Origin of the sequence: Selenomonas sputigena ATCC 35185, from assembly GCF_000208405.1 — a bacterium.
Lineage (GTDB): Bacteria > Bacillota > Negativicutes > Selenomonadales > Selenomonadaceae > Selenomonas > Selenomonas sputigena.
The window spans coordinates 809241-825435 of the sequence record NC_015437.1 but is presented as its reverse complement, the minus strand read 5'-3'; the positions used below and the strand labels follow the sequence as shown (position 1 = coordinate 825435).

General features: G+C 55.8%; 12 protein-coding genes. 2 read left to right on the top strand and 10 right to left on the bottom strand.

Translation table 11 applies throughout. The features are described 5' to 3' along the window. Nucleotides 1–14 precede the first annotated feature (14 nt). The 5 genes from brxC to glmS all read right to left on the bottom strand — a co-directional run bounded on the left by brxC (nt 15) and on the right by glmS (nt 8717). Nucleotides 15–3557 (bottom strand): BREX system P-loop protein BrxC, encoded by a 3543-nt coding sequence (gene brxC / locus SELSP_RS03620; protein ID WP_013740677.1) that lies wholly within the window; start codon nt 3555–3557, stop codon nt 15–17. Nucleotides 3558–3569: 12 nt separating this feature from the next. Then, nucleotides 3570–4127 carry a DUF1788 domain-containing protein gene (locus SELSP_RS03615; RefSeq protein ID WP_006193100.1) on the bottom strand — a complete coding sequence of 186 codons (558 nt, stop codon included), beginning with the start codon at nt 4125–4127 and terminating at the stop codon, nt 3570–3572. Nucleotides 4128–4139: 12 nt separating this feature from the next. Next, a complete protein-coding gene (locus tag SELSP_RS03610) occupies nt 4140–4769 on the bottom strand; it encodes a DUF1819 family protein (protein ID WP_006193101.1) in 630 nt (209 codons plus the stop codon). Nucleotides 4770–5360: 591 nt separating this feature from the next. After that, nucleotides 5361–6863 carry an IMP dehydrogenase gene (locus SELSP_RS03605; protein WP_006193102.1) on the bottom strand — a complete coding sequence of 501 codons (1503 nt, stop codon included), beginning with the start codon at nt 6861–6863 and terminating at the stop codon, nt 5361–5363. 24 nt (nt 6864–6887) lie between these two features. Then, on the bottom strand, nt 6888–8717 hold the full coding sequence (gene glmS, locus SELSP_RS03600; protein ID WP_006193103.1) for a glutamine--fructose-6-phosphate transaminase (isomerizing): 1830 nt from the start codon (nt 8715–8717) through the stop codon (nt 6888–6890). A 594-nt stretch (nt 8718–9311) separates the two neighbouring features. On the opposite strand from glmS, the gene SELSP_RS03595 reads away from it, so the two are divergent. Then, nucleotides 9312–10016 (top strand): Bax inhibitor-1/YccA family protein, encoded by a 705-nt coding sequence (locus tag SELSP_RS03595; protein ID WP_081443695.1) that lies wholly within the window; start codon nt 9312–9314, stop codon nt 10014–10016. A 437-nt stretch (nt 10017–10453) separates the two neighbouring features. Further along, a complete protein-coding gene (locus tag SELSP_RS03590; RefSeq protein ID WP_006193107.1) occupies nt 10454–11470 on the top strand; it encodes a nuclease in 1017 nt (338 codons plus the stop codon). Nucleotides 11471–11558: 88 nt separating this feature from the next. On the opposite strand, the gene moaC is transcribed toward SELSP_RS03590, so the two are convergent. The 5 genes from moaC to SELSP_RS03565 are packed head-to-tail and all read right to left on the bottom strand — an operon-like array spanning nt 11559 to nt 16195. Beyond that, on the bottom strand, nt 11559–12035 hold the full coding sequence (gene moaC, locus SELSP_RS03585) for a cyclic pyranopterin monophosphate synthase MoaC (RefSeq protein ID WP_006193108.1): 477 nt from the start codon (nt 12033–12035) through the stop codon (nt 11559–11561). Between the two features lie 15 nt (nt 12036–12050). Further along, on the bottom strand, nt 12051–13391 hold the full coding sequence (locus SELSP_RS03580; RefSeq protein WP_006193109.1) for an MFS transporter: 1341 nt from the start codon (nt 13389–13391) through the stop codon (nt 12051–12053). 27 nt (nt 13392–13418) lie between these two features. Next, on the bottom strand, nt 13419–14108 hold the full coding sequence (locus SELSP_RS03575) for a class I SAM-dependent methyltransferase (RefSeq protein WP_006193110.1): 690 nt from the start codon (nt 14106–14108) through the stop codon (nt 13419–13421). 3 nt (nt 14109–14111) lie between these two features. Further along, complete coding sequence (gene mobB / locus SELSP_RS03570; RefSeq protein WP_006193111.1) at nt 14112–15284, bottom strand: molybdopterin-guanine dinucleotide biosynthesis protein B; 1173 nt, start codon at nt 15282–15284, stop codon at nt 14112–14114. Then, nucleotides 15269–16195 (bottom strand): MOSC domain-containing protein, encoded by a 927-nt coding sequence (locus SELSP_RS03565; RefSeq protein ID WP_006193112.1) that lies wholly within the window; start codon nt 16193–16195, stop codon nt 15269–15271. The genes mobB and SELSP_RS03565 overlap by 16 nt, the downstream gene beginning before the upstream one ends.

Genomic DNA, 16195 nt, shown 5'->3' with positions numbered 1-16195 from the left:
CCCAGTTCCCTGCCCTAATCGAGTCGGATGCCGTCGCAGTCCTTCAGCATGGTTTTCATGCGCCGCCGGATATGTTCCACATATTCGTCAATGTCCGCATCCGTTTCGATCGTGCGCTTGGGGAACATCGACTGACGATAGACCGATTTGATGATTTTCTTCGGCTTTTTGCCTGCCGTAACCGATGGTTTCTGTTCTTCTTCCCGCTTGTCATCCTCTTTGCAGAGGTTCTCGATGCGAGATATAGCCTCGTCCTTGCGCAGCCAAATATTGGGCATTTGCCCGTCCATGAGGGTCAGCACCCGGATGCCAGCGATATACTCTTTCTTGCGAGCGAAATAGCCCTCTTCTTGTTGAAGGATGTCCCTCGCCTTGCTCTCGGTCTTGGCTTTGGCGCGGATTTCTTCCAGGCAATCATCGACAATCTTCAGAAGTTCCTGCCGTTTTTCCTCCAACATGGCATCATGCTTGGCATGTACCTTCGCCAGCAGGTCGTTCAGCTCCGGCAGCCGCCTATAGTTGAAACCGCCGCCGTCCGGAATCAAGGTAATGAGACGAATCGTGTTGAGCGCCTTCTCTGCCTCTTTATCCTTAGCGATGTATTCAAGGTCGTGTTGGAGCGCTTCCTCGTACTTCACCGCCTCGTCAAAAAGCGCTTTCTGATTGCTGAAGAAGGATTCGACATTCTGTACCTGTTCTTTCAGATCACAGATCGCATCCTGCTTTTTGATTACGTAGTCAATGAGCGCCATATTGTCCTTGGCGTGCGAGAGAAGCTCCTTCATGGCATCTACCGCCGAAGAAACCAGGAGTTTATCGGGGTATTTGCGCCCCGCATAGAGGGCGAGGAGGTTTTCATACCGCGCCTTTTCCCCCTCGAATCGGACTGTGATGTGGCGGATCAGCCCATCCTCGTCCTCGGGCACGTCCATCTCATCGAAGTAATCGCGCAGGAACTCTCGGACTTCGCGGATTTTGGCAAGAGATACCGTCTGGCGCTTCGAAACGATAGTGCTGCCGATCTCACTCTTCTTATGAAGCATCTGAGGGAGTTTCGGATCATTCGGCTGGATGGTACTGCCGCCATATTTCACGGTGACCTTCTGCTCGTGGATGAGCTGCGCCACCACACAGGCGATGTCCAATTCCTTCCAACCGTAGGGAATCCCCTTATAGCGACTCTGGATGTCCTGCATCGAGGTGCGCAGTTTTTTGGCGTGCTGTATCTCCAGATATTCCTCCACCTTGACAGCGGCTTCGCTGTTCGCTCCCGTGCCGAAGAGGGTCTGCTCCGTACCGCGCAGGATGGAGGAAATATCCGCCTCGCTGTCCGCATTTTTACGAATCAGAGAAAGATCGCTGTAGACATGGTCGACGAGATACTCCAGCGCCTGGTCGATCATCCCCTTGGCATCGCCGCCTTTCAGCAGCAGATGTTCTCCGTCTACATAAAACTCCGCCGTTTCTATGGCTTTGACGAGTTCTTTTTTTGCTTCCAACTCGTACTTTCGCGCCTCTTCCTGATGGCTTCGGATGATGGCCTGCACCGACGGAGGAAGCTGCGTCATATTTTTCTGCTTGACGTACTTATGCACCTTCATGGCGTTTTCAAGGGATTGATAGTAAGGTGTGTCGGCGAGAACGACCAAAGCCTGCCCAACGGATTCGGCAGTAAGACGCAGGTCTGTTTTTTCGACGGCATCTGCAGCTACGGTGAGGATTTTGAGTTTCATGCCGCCCGTCGCTGTGCCTACGACAGTGTTATCCACCATCCCGTCAAGGGGAAAATCATATTTGCCGCCATAGCGATATTTCCTGGCTGTATAAATATCGCCAAAAATCATGCTGCCGATTTGGGACACGACGGCGGCGGTATCCACGACGGTATTGCGGTAAATGTCGCGCTGAATATCCTGTTCCTCGTCGGTGAGGAAGCTATAGATTTCCCCTGCGCGACCGATGTAGTTCTGCGTGAGGAGCCGCTCAAGGGACGCGCCCACTCGCTCCCGCACGGCGATTTTATCGAGGCTGATCTTATCCGCCATAAGGATAACAAGATTGTCGAGGGTCGCTTTCACATCGTCCACATAGCGCACGAGGTAGAGGAGTTTCAGCACAGCCACATCCTGCATTTCCAGGCCATGTCCTGCCTCGGCTGCCCGTTCTGCCCGCTCGATGACCTGGCGAATGGAACTGTCAAGGAAGGTATGCACTGTGTCATAGAAAAGATAGAAAGGCGCAAGGGCATACTCGTTCTTGTCTTCGATTTTCTGCGCCGCCTCCTGAAAGCCCGAGAGCATGGAACGTTCGCCGCCCGAGAGATGTTTGCCGGAATTGCCGTGCTTGCGGATTTCGGCAAAGACCTTCTGCATGAGGATGAACTGATAGGGGACGAAGGGGAAATTCCGGGCAAATTCGGCGGCGCCGTTGTAGCCGCGAATATCTTTCACCGACTCCGTGAAGCTGAAGAGGTTTTTCAGCACGGAGTCGTTTTGCGTATAGAGAGATTCCAGCTCCTCTTGGGCGTCCGGCGTTTTCTTCAAGATACGCTTCTGAATCACCTCATCCGCCGAGGCTGAGGAGAGGGAGAGACGCGTCTTGAATCGCGCCTGAATGCGGGAGAACTCATTTTCCCGCGCCTTGATGACCTCGTCGATGGCTTCCTGCCCGGTGCAGACCACCCAAACTTTTCCTTTGCACTCAGCTCCGATCGTTTCCACCAGCGACTGAAGATTGAGAAGCAAACTTCTGTCATCGCCAACATACTGCCCCACTTCATCAATCATAAAGAGCAGCCGAAAATCCTGAGGCTTGGCATCCGAATATTCCTTGATCTCGGATACCAGCTTGGCAATGGAGATGTCCACGGTCTGTGTGCCGTTAAACCAGTTTTCAGCGGCACTCTCACTCATGCCGAGGACTTGCGTCAGAGTGCTGACCACATCGTCCTCAAAGAACGCAAAGGAATCACGGGAGGACAGCCACGATGCGCCGTTCTTTTCCTCGAATACCCGACGGAACTCGGCGGTCTTGCCTTGTTTTTCGATAAACTGCTCCAATTTTGCGACCTTCAAATCTTCACCGTAAAAGCCCAGATAGTGATAAAACATCTTGGCAAATACACGAAGAACAGCCGTTTCGTCCTTTTGTCCGGAACTTTGCACGTCAATATTGAAGAGAATGGTGTGCGTTTCTCCACGGGTGACCTTGTCAATCGGCATGAACGCGGCGGCGTCGTCCTCAAATTTCTTACGGAAACGCTCCACGGTCTTTACGCCCTGCACTTCTTTGTTCTCCAGGAGATAGGAGAGCATTTTCAAAAAGTGGGATTTACCGCTGCCAAAGAAGCCGGAAATCCACACGCCAATATCGGAGATATTTTCTTCAAAGGACTCGCCGTAGTTATTGAAAAAAGCGATAAAGTGCTTTTTCAGTTCCTTCGTGATGACATATTCATCCAGTTCCTGCACGAGAATGGCGCTTTCATCCTGCTCAACTTTGACTACGCCGTTGATTTTGCGGTCAATGTCCTCGGCGAACATGTTTTTTATCATCATAAGGCACATCTCCTACACTACATTAAAGGCTCGATAATACGGATTGGGTGTCAGCTTGTCGAACAATCTTACATAGCGGCCGTCAAATGTCCCTGGGTACATGACCAGGATCGGCACATCGCAAAAATGCGGCTGCATGGCATCCAAAAGCGCATGAACACGGATAAAGGGAAACGCCTCTCCCACGCCCGTGATGAGAATGACATCGCCGACGTTATGAGGCTCAGCCTTCATTTTTTCGATAAAGGCGAGATTGTTTGCTATACGCGCCAGGTGTCCCAAGACGAATTTATGTCCCTTTTTATTTTCTAAATCGGGGATTTTGTCCGCGATGCGCTTATCCTCGCAAATGGCAAGAAACACTTTGTAAAGGTTGTATTCTATGATGCGGCAGCCCGTGCCAACACCCTCCGTCAATTTTTCCGTAAAATGACGGACAGCCATTTCATCCTTGGGATGATAACAAAAAATGCGAATATTGACCTCGTTGGACAGTCCTTTTCCGTTGAGAAAATCTTGACTCTGCACCAGCTTCCGAAGGGCGTCAAGGCGCTCGTTCAGTTTGCTCATCCGCTTATTCTCCTATCCCAGACAGTTGAAAGCCGGCAGGGCTGCTTCCTGCCCAGACTCTCGTATCGCACGTTCCAAAATCGGACTGAGCAGCACGGGATTCAATCTCTCCGCTTTGATGCTGTCCAGATACCCGTTTTCCACCAAGATTTTCGTGAGCACCTGCCTAAGTTTTGCAATCGTCTGATCGCTCCATGCAGCCACCCCATCATCCTGCTCCTGCAGCCGCAGGAAAAATCCATGCAAATCCATCTTGCTGAAGGAATGATCCAAATTACGATATTTCTCGCCAATGACCGTGAGCATAAAATCCCATACCAAGCGATATTGGCGCATCATGGCATAAAGACATATTTGCTTTGCCACATCACCAGATTCAACAGCTATGGCAGTGATCAATGTTTGATCGGACAAAGCCTCCAAGCGCCGCAGACAAGTAAGAACCATACGGCGAATAGATTTTTCTGTGGGATACTGAAAAAGATTTTCGGAAAAAACCTTCTTTATGATTTCATCCTTTTCAAGTCCTTCATCCAGCAGTTTCGCCGTGATTCGCGTTTCGTGAAACAAGAACTGCTCTCGTGTCATGACCGCGCTGTATGGACTGGATGCTTTTCTTTTTCCGTCGATTTCCTGCGGCATGATTCACCTCCGGCCGTATGGTTTCATTTTCTTTGCATAGCAACGATCCCCATTACATCTCCACACTGCAGCAAAGCTTTCAATTAAGGAATCACTGATAAATTCAACCGCCCATCTTTACACATCTGCGCTGTCCTCTCGTCGTCGACAAATCCTCGACGTAGCACCACTACGCCTGCGGTTTATCTCCTCGATAGATACAGCGTATCTGTGCAAATCTGGACGATCTCATTTATCAGCGCTTCCTTACGTTTGCCACATCTCGTGCAAGCATCATCGAATGAAGAAGCCAACAAACTCCGTCGCTAATTCTTCTATCATGGTACGTACTGCGGCGAGCATTGTCAAGGATAAAAATGTGTAAACCTTTAGGACATTTATTCAGCCGTCACGCGAAACGGTATGATTTGCTTTTTGCCTGTTTCTCGCAACAGTTTCATCAGGGCGGCACGCTGTACATATGTCCTCACTCTTTACAGAAAGCAATAGGCAGTCTGCTGAGATTCCGAGCTTCTGTAAGGGCGGCTCACCACGTCAAAAGCCCTTCCGCCGGTGCGGAAGGGCTTTTGCTATGCTATGAATCGCAAAAAATCAGTCGCGTCCAAACTTGTCCTTCAAGATGACATCGTGCGAGCCGCCCTCGACGATGCTCGTCGAGGATACGAGCGTGATCTTCGCTTTGTCGCGCAGCTCACTGAGGTTGAGCGCACCGCAGTTGCACATCGTCGAGCGGATCTTGCTCAGCGAGATGTGGATGTTGTCGCGCAGGGAACCGGCATAGGGAACGTAGGAGTCGACGCCCTCTTCAAACGACAGCTTGCGGTCGCCGCCGAGGTCGTAGCGCTGCCAGTTGCGCGCGCGGTTCGATCCTTCGCCCCAATATTCCTTATAGTAGGTGCCGTTGACCTTGACCTTGTCCGTCGGGCTCTCGTCAAAACGCGAGAAGTAGCGGCCGAGCATCATGAAGTCCGCGCCCATCGCCAGAGCGAGCGTCATGTGATAGTCGTGCACGATGCCGCCGTCCGAGCAGACGGGGATGTAGACGCCCTTTTCCTTGAAATACTCGTCGCGTGCGCGGCAGACGTCGATGACCGCCGTCGCCTGACCGCGGCCGATACCCTTCGTCTCGCGCGTGATGCAGATCGAGCCGCCGCCGATGCCGACCTTGACGAAGTCTGCGCCCGCATCCGCGAGGAAGCGGAAGCCTTCGCCGTCAACGACGTTTCCTGCACCGACCTTGACATCCTCGCCAAATTCCTTGTGGATGTACTCAAGCGTCTTCTTCTGCCACTCCGAATAGCCCTCGGAAGAGTCGATGCAAAGGACGTCCGCGCCCGCCTCAAGGAGCGCTGGCACGCGCTCGGCGTAGTCGCGCGTATTGATGCCCGCGCCGACGATATAGCGTTTGCGCTCGTCGATCAGTTCCAACTCGTTTTCCTTGTTGTCCGTATAGTCCTTGCGGAACACCATGTAGCGCAGACGCTGGTTCTCGTCAATGAGCGGCAGCATGTTGAGCTTATGCTCCCAGATGAGATCGTTCGCCTGCGGCAGCGTGAGATTGGCATCCGCATAAATGAGGCGTTCGAACGGCGTCATGAAGTCCTTGACGGGCGTGTCGAAGCTCATGCGCGTCACGCGGTAGTCGCGGCTCGTGACGATGCCGACGAGCTTGCCGTTCGGCGTGCCGTCCTCCGTGACCGCCATCGTCGAATGTCCCGTCGCGTCCTTGAGCGCCAAGACCTCGCCGAGCGTCGTCGTCGGCTTGATGTTCGAATCGCTGCTCACGAAGCCCGACTTATAGTTCTTGACGCGAGAGATCATCGCCGCTTCCTGCTCGGGCGTCTGCGAACCGTAGATGAAGGACACGCCGCCCTCGCGCGCCAAGGCAATCGCCATCGTGTCGTTCGATACCGCCTGCATGATCGCCGAGGTCATCGGAATGTTCATCTTGATCTTCGGCTCTTCTCCGCGACGGAACTTCACGAGCGGCGTCTGAAGCGAGACATTCGCCGGAACGCACTGCTCCGAGGAGTACCCGGGCACGAGCAAGTATTCACCAAAGGTATGCGACGGCTCTGTGAAATAATATGCCATTTTAACCCCTCATTTCTTCTAGCATCATTCGACCGTGACGGACTTCGCGAGGTTGCGCGGCTTGTCCACGTCGCAGCCGCGCGTGATGGCGGCGAAGTAGGCGAGCAGCTGCAGCGGCACGACCGTCAAGAGAGGAATCAGAAGTTCATCCGTCTCAGGCACGTGGATGACGTGATCGACGTACTTTTCGAGTTCCGTATCGCCCTCGGCGGCAATGCCGATGACAACGGCGTCACGCGCCTTGACTTCCTTGATGTTCGACAAGGTCTTCTCATAGACGCTCTTCTGCGTCGCGAGCGCAATGACGGGCACGCCCTCGACAATGAGCGCGAGCGTGCCGTGCTTGAGCTCGCCCGCCGCATAGGCCTCAGCGTGAATATAGGAAATCTCCTTGAGCTTCAGCGAGCCTTCAAGCGCCACATGATAGTCGAGACCGCGTCCGATGAAGAAGACGTCCTCGTTGAAGCCGTACTGCTTCGCAAACGTCTTGATCGGCTCGACGTCGCTCAGCGTCTCGCTGATCTGCGCGGGAATCTTCGTAAGTCCCTCGATCAAAGCCTCGCTGCGCTCCTTCGCGAGCGTTCCCTTGAGATCTGCCATGTAGACGGCGAGCATGAACATCAAGATGAGCTGCGTCGTGTACGCTTTCGTCGAGGCAACGGCGATCTCAGGTCCCGCCCAGGTGTAGAGAACCTGCGCGGCCTCACGCGCGATGGACGAGCCGACGACGTTCGTGACGGCGAGACTCTTCGCACCCAGACGCTTGGCTTCCTTCAAGGCAGCGAGCGTGTCGCTCGTCTCACCCGACTGGCTGACGACGATCATCAGGGTGTTCTCGTCGATGATCGGCGAACGGTAGCGGAACTCCGACGCAACGTCAACCTCGACGGGGATGCGCGCGAGCTTCTCGATGTAGTACTTGCCGACAAGACCCGCATGATACGCCGTGCCGCAGGCGACGATGTAAACCTTATTGAACGAATCGAGGAATTCGCGACTCCAGCGCAGCTCGTCCATGACGATATGCTTGCCGTCCTTGGCAATGCGCGGCGACATCGTGTCGCGCACGGCCTTCGGCTGCTCGTGAATCTCCTTGAGCATGAAGTGCTCGTAGCCGCCCTTTTCCGCCGCCTCGGCGTTCCAGTTGACCTCGAAGACCTTCTTCGTCACGACTTCGCCGCGGCGATTCGTGATGTGCACGCCGTCCGCCTTGACGACCGCCATCTCACCGTCATTGACGATGTAGGTGCGCCGCGTGCGCGCGATGATCGCGGGGATGTCGGACGCGATGAAATTCTCCCCTTCGCCGAGACCGATGACAAGCGGATTGTCCTGCTTCGTGCAGATCAGACGGTCGGGATGCTCGCGCGACATGAATACGAGAGCGTAAGATCCTTCGATACGAGAAAGCACCTCGCGCACCGAGGCCTCGAAGTCGCCGTTGTAGACTTCCTCCAACAGGTGTGCGACAACCTCCGTATCCGTCTCCGACTTGAAGGAATGACCTTTTTCAATCAAATCTTCCTTCAGCGACATATAGTTTTCGATGATGCCGTTGTGCACAACGGCAAAATTGCCCGCGCAGTCCGTATGCGGATGTGCGTTGCTGTCCGACGGACGTCCATGCGTCGCCCAACGCGTATGCCCAATGCCGATATGACCTGCCGGCTCATTTCCTTCGATGATTCGCTTGAGTTCGGCAAGACGACCCACGCATTTTTCCACGCGGATCTTCTCCTCGTTCAAGACGGCGATGCCCGACGAATCATAGCCGCGATACTCAAGCTTCGTCAGCCCCTCGATGAGAAACGGCGTCGCCTGACGCTTGCCGACATAACCAACGATTCCACACATAGGCAAAAACCTCCTAAGTTTCCGGCAGGCAAAACGCCTGCCATTCCATATTCATTTCTGTTCCTGCCCATCTTATGAACTACCTTGTCCCCCTCGTCACCAAGGGGCTTTGCAGCTTTTTACGACCGATGCAGCCGAGAGGCATCCGCTGAATGTTCGACAACCTCTTCCTCGTCCCCTTGCAGTACGCTCCTGCAAGGTCTCGCGCTAAGGCATACGCCTTTTCCCGTTCTCCATGCTCCTTCCCATCACCGCAGCCGACAGGCAGACCGCTCATATTCAGCGCATGAAAGCATTTTCCATGCACCGCATGATGTATATTTTTGCTATTTTAGTTTATCTGCCCTGATTTGTCAATAGGATTCACGCGCCCTCTTTCGCCGCTCGTGGTACACCGTTTCTTTAGGAAGCACTGATAAATTCAGCCACCCATCTTCGCACATCTGGGCGACCTCGTTTTATCAGCGCTTTCTTTACATTTCATGAGGAACGTAGACAAAACATCTGCCTCCCTTTATAATAGAAGAAAGTCGCAGCTTGTCTGCGCCTTGGTTCATCAACTACAGCAAAGGAGCTGATCTCTTGAACAATCCCATGTTATCGAGAATGAGCAGAGCGACGGATGCCGTCTTCTCGGGCGAAGCCGCAAGCTACAGCGGCATCGCCATAAAGAGCACGGGACTCGTCCTCATTGTCGCGGCTTCCGCCGTCATCACTTGGCTCACGGGCTATGCAACACCGACGACGACGATGGTCACCGCCGTCATGGGGCTTATCACGGCCTTGATCGTTTCCTTCAAGCCAGGCACAGCGGGGCTTCTCGCGCCGCTCTATGCGATTCTTGAAGGCATGTGCCTCGCGTGTCTCTCTGTAACGCTTGCGTTCATCTCGCCGTACATCCTCGTCAATGCCGTCATGCTGACCTTCGGCATCGCCATCGCTGCCGGACTCGTCTATGCACGCGGCCTTGTGACAGTCAACTCGAAGTTCATGCGCATCACGATGATCGCTCTGACGGGCGTCGTCCTCACGTACATCGCGGAAATGGTGCTCGGCTTCTTCGGCATCCACTTCCCGATGCTGCACGACGGCGGCATCGTCGCCATCGCCATCGAGCTTGTCATCATCGGCGTCGCGACGCTGTGCCTCTTCATGGACTATGAGCTCATCAACCGCAGCGTGCAGGAAGGCCTGTCGAAAGACTACGAATGGTACTGCGCCTTCTCGCTGCTCGTGACCCTCATCTGGCTCTACGTCGAGATTCTCGATTTGCTGCGAATGCTGTCGGGAAGAGACTGACCTCAACGCAAAGCCCGCCGTTCCCCCAATACTTATCGAAGTGGGGATGGCGGGCTTTTTCGCATTTTTTCAAAACAATCCGCCACACCTTAGCGACACTGGATAGAATGGCGTTTCAATGATATAATAAACTCAAGGAAGCACTGATAAATTCAGCCACCCATCTTCACACATCTGCGCTGTCCTCTCGTCGTCGACAAATCCTCGACGTAGCACCGCTACACCTGCGGTTTGTCTCCTTGCTGAGCCGTCCAAGAGTCGAGTCCGAAGGACGCAGACGATTGGCCAACGGCTCGTATGCGAAAACGTCCCAAGAATGCAAGCGCGAAGCGCGCTGCATGATTGGCTGACGTTGACCGCTATAGATACAGCGCATCTGTGCGAATCTGGGCGACCTCATTTTATCAGTGCTTCCTCAAAGAAGGTGACATTGCATCATGCAGCAGAAAGAAGACCTCCCGTCGGAATATCATGCGTCTGATTATCGAAATCCGACGTATGATCAACATGCCAAACGCCTGCTCGCACAAAGAACTATCATGGCACGCCTCCTCAAACGAACCGTGCCGGAATTCAAAGAAGCGACGATTTCCGATATTGCTGAAAAATATATCGAAGGCACACCGCAGATTAGTGAGATTCCTATTGACAGGGATATGACAAATGCGGTTGGAAACACCCTGCACTCTCCAAAAGAGTTTCTCGATTCCGCTACGGAAAATATCGGCATCACGGAGGGCTGGATTCGTTTTGACATCCTCTTTCACGCGCGTGTTCCGAAATCGGGCGAGCTTATCACCCTGATCATCAACGTCGAAGCACAAAGAACGCAGCGACGCTCCAAACTTGGCTATGCACTCTTGAAACGAGCTATCTACTATGCGAGTCGTTTAATTTCATCCCAGAAAGAAACCGAATTTACAGGCTCATCCTACGATGACCTCAAAAAGGTCTACAGCATCTGGCTTTGCATGGATTCGCCCGATGGCAAAAGCTCCATCAATCGCTACGATCTCAACGAACATTATATTCTTCATGAATATAAAGCCAATCATGCGGATTATGACCTGATAAGCATCATCACAATCTATCTCGGTGAAGAGCAGCCACCCGATGAAGATTGGCTCATCCGCTTCCTGCGTCTGCTGTTCAAAGACACACGAACGCCAGCGATGAGAAAGAAGCAACTTCTGAAAGATGAATTCGATATGGATACGACTACAGATATAGAAGAGGAGATGAAAACGATGTGCAATTTGAGTACAGGCATCTATGAACAAGGCATGGAGCGCGGCATCGCCCAAGGCATGGAACGCGGCGCAGAAAACACCCGCAGAGAAACGGCTCTTTCCATGCTCAAAGAAGGACTTCCCACCGATATGGTTGCACGTATCACAAACTTGTCAATGGAAGAAGTCAAAACCTTGCACCAAAAGATGCCCAATTTGAATTGAAAAACATCGCCAACCATCGGCGAAGCAATAAAAATCCCGCGCACCTCAAAAGTGCGCGGGATTTTTATTGCTGTTTGTTGATTTTCCATCAGCGCTGAAAATCGCCGCTCTTGCCGCCGCTCTTGGCGTCTAAGTGCAGCGCGGTGATTTCCATGCGCTTGTCGAGCGCCTTGCACATGTCGTAGATCGTCAAGAGTGCGACGCTCACAGCGTGCAGCGCTTCCATCTCGACGCCCGTGACGCCGCGCGTCTTGACTTCGGCACGCGCTTCGACCGCAGATGCTTCGGGCAGAAGCCCAAAGTCGATGCTCACGCGCGTCAGCGGCAGCGGATGGCACAGCGGGATCGCATCGCTCGTCTTCTTCGCCGCCATGATGCCGGCGATGCGCGCGACGCCGAGGACGTCGCCCTTCTTTGCCGTTCCGCCCGCAATCGCCTCGTAGACGGCCGGGCTTACGAGGATGCGGCCGCTCGCACGCGCGATGCGCTCCGTTTCCTTCTTCTCGCTGACATCGACCATGTGCGCGTTGCCCGACGCATCAAAATGCGTCAATTCGTTTGCCATGAAACGCACCTCATCCTAGCAGCGGATTCCCGAACCCTTGCGGTCGTAGAAGTACCATGTGATAACGATGGTGCTGACCGTGAACGCGATGAGGATGTAGAAGGCGGGCGCGACGACGCCGTAGTTCGCGTAGGCGAAGCCGAAGAGCTTCGGGATAAAGAACGCGCCGTAGGCCGCGATTGCCGCCGTGAAGCCCGTGACGAGCGAGGAGTGGAACGGATTGTTGAAGATGTAGGGAATCATGCGGAAGGAAGCGCCGTTGATGAAGCCCGTCGTCAAGAAGAGCAGCAAGAATGCGCCGAAGAACACGGGGAAGCGATGTGCCTCCACGCCGAAGAGCACGAGGAAGCTCGCGCCGAGCATGACGAAGAGCGAGATGAGCGTGACGCGCGAACCGCTGTCCACCTTGTCCGCCAGAAGGCCGCCGACGGGACGGATGCCCGCACCGATGAAGGGGCCGAGGAAAGCTGCGTAAGAAAAGGGCATCTCGGGGAATTCCTTCGCGACGAGCAGCCCGAGCGCCGCCGAAAAGCCAATGAAGGAGCCGAAGCCGCAGGTATAGATCCAGCACATGAGCCACGTATGCTTGTTGCCGAAGATGGACATCATGCTCTTGGGGCTTTGCTTCGGCAGCGGCAAATTGTCCATGAAGAGCCAGATGAGGACGAGCGTCAGCGCCGTCGGAATCGTCCAGAAGTAGCAGACATTCTGCACGTACATCATGCCATCAGGCCCCGGCACGCCCTCGCCGAAGAGCGAGGAGAGATTCCAGCCCAAGAGGATCGGCGCCGTCAGATAGATGAGCGATACGCCGAGGTTGCCGATGCCCGCATTGATGCCGAGCGCGAATCCCTTGTTCGCCTTGGGGAAGAAGAAGCCGATATTCGCCATCGAAGCGGAGAAGTTTGCGCCCGCAATGCCGATGAAAGACACGAGAAGGACAAACGTCTCATACGACGTTGTGGGATCCTGCAGAGCGCGACCCAAGCCGAAGAGCGGCAGAAGAAGAAGCGCCGTCGTGATGAAAGTGGAGTTCCTGCCGCCGATCAACCCCGGCAGATACGTGTAAAACAAGCGTCCCGTCGCGCCGACGAGACCGGGCAGCGCCGCGAGCGTGAAAATCTGATCGTCCGAGAAGTTGAAGCCGATAAACTTGAGCTTCGCCGCGATCGTCGCCCAGAGCGTCCACGCAACGAAGCTCAGGACGAGCGCCCAAGTCGAGGTGTAGAGGTTCTGCGTCGCGATGCGCTTGCCATACTTCTCCCAAAAGCCCGCGTCCTCGGGATTCCAGCATGCAAGGATCTCCTTGCGCGATGGATTGGGACCGAGATTCTTCCATGCCATTTCATCAGCCATTGATTCAACACTCCTCATGAAAACAACTTAAATCTTCTTGCAACGAAAGCCTGCGAATGAGCCGATCGTCATGATGTCGACCTCGCCGTACATCGCTTGAAGCCTTGCCCGCAGGCTCTCCTCCGTCTCGTAGGGCGGCGAGAAGAAGCCGCGCCGCTCGCAGAACTGCTTGACGAAAAAATCGGTGCGCCGGCTCTTACCGCGCACATACATCGAGCCGGAAAATATGCCGCCGCGCTTCAGGACGCGCTCCGTCTCGCGGTACGCCTTCTCCTTCTCGGGAAAGGCGTGAAAGCCGTTGACGGACAATACGAAATCAAAAGTTTCATCCGCATACTGCAAATCGCCGACATCGCCGAGCGCAAAGTCTGTCGCGCCGAGCGAAAAGTTCGCCGCGTGCTTTTTCGCCGCCTCCAGCATCGTCTCCGAAGCGTCGAGGCAGGTGATCTGCGCCTCCTTCATCTTCTCATAATGCGGAAACGACAGCACGCCCGTGCCGACGGGAACTTCGAGCAGCCTGCCGCGAAAATCTGCGGGGAGTCCGCGATACGCCATCGCCAAAAACTCCGGATAGGAGGCGAAACCCCAGAGCCAGCGGATGGCAAAGCGCCCCGCCCAACTCGTATTCGTCATCATGCCGTCGTATAGGCGCGCGATATTGCCGAGCTGGCGATACGCGCGCTGCACCTTGCGCTCTTTCTTTTCGATATCATTCATGCGCTATGCGCCTCCCTTTCCGCTGTGGCCGCCGTCCCATGCGATTCGACGCAGATCGAATCCTTCCTCCCGCCCCATCAGAAAAAGGACGAGATGTGCGGCATCCTCCATAGCTTCGAGGTCAAGCTGCAAAATCCCTTCCGCCTGCCGCTCATGGCAAGAGGAGAAGAGCGCCGCGACGCGCTCGTCGAGCAGCGGCTCTTCCAGCTCGCGCCAGAGCGACAAGGCGGGAAATACGCCGTGCGAGCGCGTCTCGATGAGCACGAGATCGACGCCCGTCATGCGTGCGGCGGCCGCTTCCAGCGAGAGCTTCTCCTGCGTGCGCTCGTAGAGCCAGAAGCCCGCAGGCGCGACGACGGCGACGCTCGACGCGCCCGCCGCGCGGAAGCGTCCGCTGTCCTTCGCCCCGTCGTTCAGGACAATGCCGTGCGCATCGCTCTTGACGACGCCGACGCGCACGCCGCACGAGGTCAAGAGCGGCAGGAGCTTTTCAACAAAGGTTGTCTTGCCCGTGCCCGATGCGGGAGCAACGATGGATACGATGGGCACGCGGCGCACGAGGTTCGCCGCTCGGCCGCGCGCCAAGCGAAGGGCGGCGGGCGTATTCACATTGAAGAAGCATGCACCCGCGTGAACGGGAACTTCAAGCGCGGGGAGCGCGGCGTCCGTTCTCCGAAGGCTGCGCTCACCTGCCGCCATAGCCGCAGAGAACACGTGCGCCGTTTCCTTGTGGTAGAGCGCGGCAAGCGGCTCGCACCGTCCTTCGGCGACGGGCACGACGGCTCGCGCCGCGCCTTTTGCCTTGGGCAGAAGTTCTCTCGCTGCGTCGAAGGAGAAAAAGGGCATATCCGCCGACACGGCGAAGGACCAAGCATGAGAACTCGCCGCAAGGCCGCGTGAAAGCCCCGCCACAGGCCCCTGCCCCGCCGTTTCATCGACGAGAATCCTCGCGCCATAACGGCTTGCCAAGTCCTGCAGGCGCTCGCTCCTTTCTTCGACGCACAGAAAGATCTCCGCAAATCCCGCAGTAGCCGCCTTTTTCAGCAGCCCCTCCAACAGCGGCACGCCGCCGACATCGAGCCAACGCTTGTCCTCGCCCATGCGCCGGCTTCTGCCGCCCGCGACGACGAGAAGCGTCACATCGGCGAGGCTTTGCGGCTTCACTTTCTCGCGCACTCGCCCGCGTCGCCGCGCAAGATCTCAATGCCGTGCGCCAACTGCGGCAGGACGAAGCCGAGGCACTCTTCGACCGCCTTGGCGCTGCCCGGCAGATTGACGATCAGCGTGCGCTTGCATATACCGGCAACGGCGCGGCTCAGCATGGCACGCGGCGTCACCTGCATCGAGAGGGCGCGCATCGCCTCGGCGATGCCCGGCGCCTCGCGCTCGATGACGGCTCGCGTCGCCTCGGGCGTCACATCGCGCTCGGAAAAGCCCGTGCCGCCCGTCGTGGCGACGAGCGCGACGCCGAGATCGGCGCATTCCTGCATCTCCTTCGCGAGCGCCTCCTCATCGTCGGGCAAAATCACACGCCGTGCGATGCGATAGCCCGCTTCCTCCAACAGATGCTGCGCCAAGTCGCCGCTCTTGTCCTCGCGCTCTCCGCGTGAGCCCTTGTCGCTCGCCGTAATGACGGCGGCGTCAAGCGGCAGCTTGCCCTCGAAAAGGCGCAGCTCGTCGCCGGGCTTCAGCGTACCGCCGTGCAGTACACGTGCAAAAACGCCCTCGCGCGGCATAATGCAGTCGCCGACCGCCGCGTAGATGGCACAGTGCGCATGGCACTCCTTGCCGATCTGCGTGATTTCGAAGATGACATCGCCCGCCGCGAGGCGCGTACCGACGGGAAGCTCACGGAAGGAGAAGCCCTCTGCAACGATGTTCTCGCCGAAATCGCCGTGGGAGACCGTCGCACCGCGTGCGCGAAACGCCTCGATCTCCGCCGCGCCCAGAAAGCTCACCTGACGGTGCCATTTTCCCGCGTGCGCATCGCCGACGATGCCGTGCCCCACATGAAAGAGCGCCTTTTCCAGCGGCTTCTTCTTCGTGCCGCGCCGCTCGCTCGCGGCAATCGTTACAATCTTTCCCAA

Excerpts from the sequence above, each read along its gene's own strand:
- SELSP_RS03590 (WP_006193107.1), top strand. The coding sequence starts at position 10,454 with ATGCAGCAGAAAGAAGACCTCCCGTCGGAATATCATGCGTCTGATTAT.
- SELSP_RS03605 (WP_006193102.1), bottom strand. The coding sequence starts at position 6,863 with ATGGCATATTATTTCACAGAGCCGTCGCATACCTTTGGTGAATACTTG.
- SELSP_RS03610 (WP_006193101.1), bottom strand. The coding sequence starts at position 4,769 with ATGCCGCAGGAAATCGACGGAAAAAGAAAAGCATCCAGTCCATACAGC.
- SELSP_RS03575 (WP_006193110.1), bottom strand. The coding sequence starts at position 14,108 with ATGAATGATATCGAAAAGAAAGAGCGCAAGGTGCAGCGCGCGTATCGC.
- SELSP_RS03615 (WP_006193100.1), bottom strand. The coding sequence starts at position 4,127 with ATGAGCAAACTGAACGAGCGCCTTGACGCCCTTCGGAAGCTGGTGCAG.
- glmS (WP_006193103.1), bottom strand. The coding sequence starts at position 8,717 with ATGTGTGGAATCGTTGGTTATGTCGGCAAGCGTCAGGCGACGCCGTTT.
- brxC (WP_013740677.1), bottom strand. The coding sequence starts at position 3,557 with ATGATGATAAAAAACATGTTCGCCGAGGACATTGACCGCAAAATCAAC.
- SELSP_RS03595 (WP_081443695.1), top strand. The coding sequence starts at position 9,312 with ATGTTATCGAGAATGAGCAGAGCGACGGATGCCGTCTTCTCGGGCGAA.
- moaC (WP_006193108.1), bottom strand. The coding sequence starts at position 12,035 with ATGGCAAACGAATTGACGCATTTTGATGCGTCGGGCAACGCGCACATG.
- SELSP_RS03580 (WP_006193109.1), bottom strand. The coding sequence starts at position 13,391 with ATGGCTGATGAAATGGCATGGAAGAATCTCGGTCCCAATCCATCGCGC.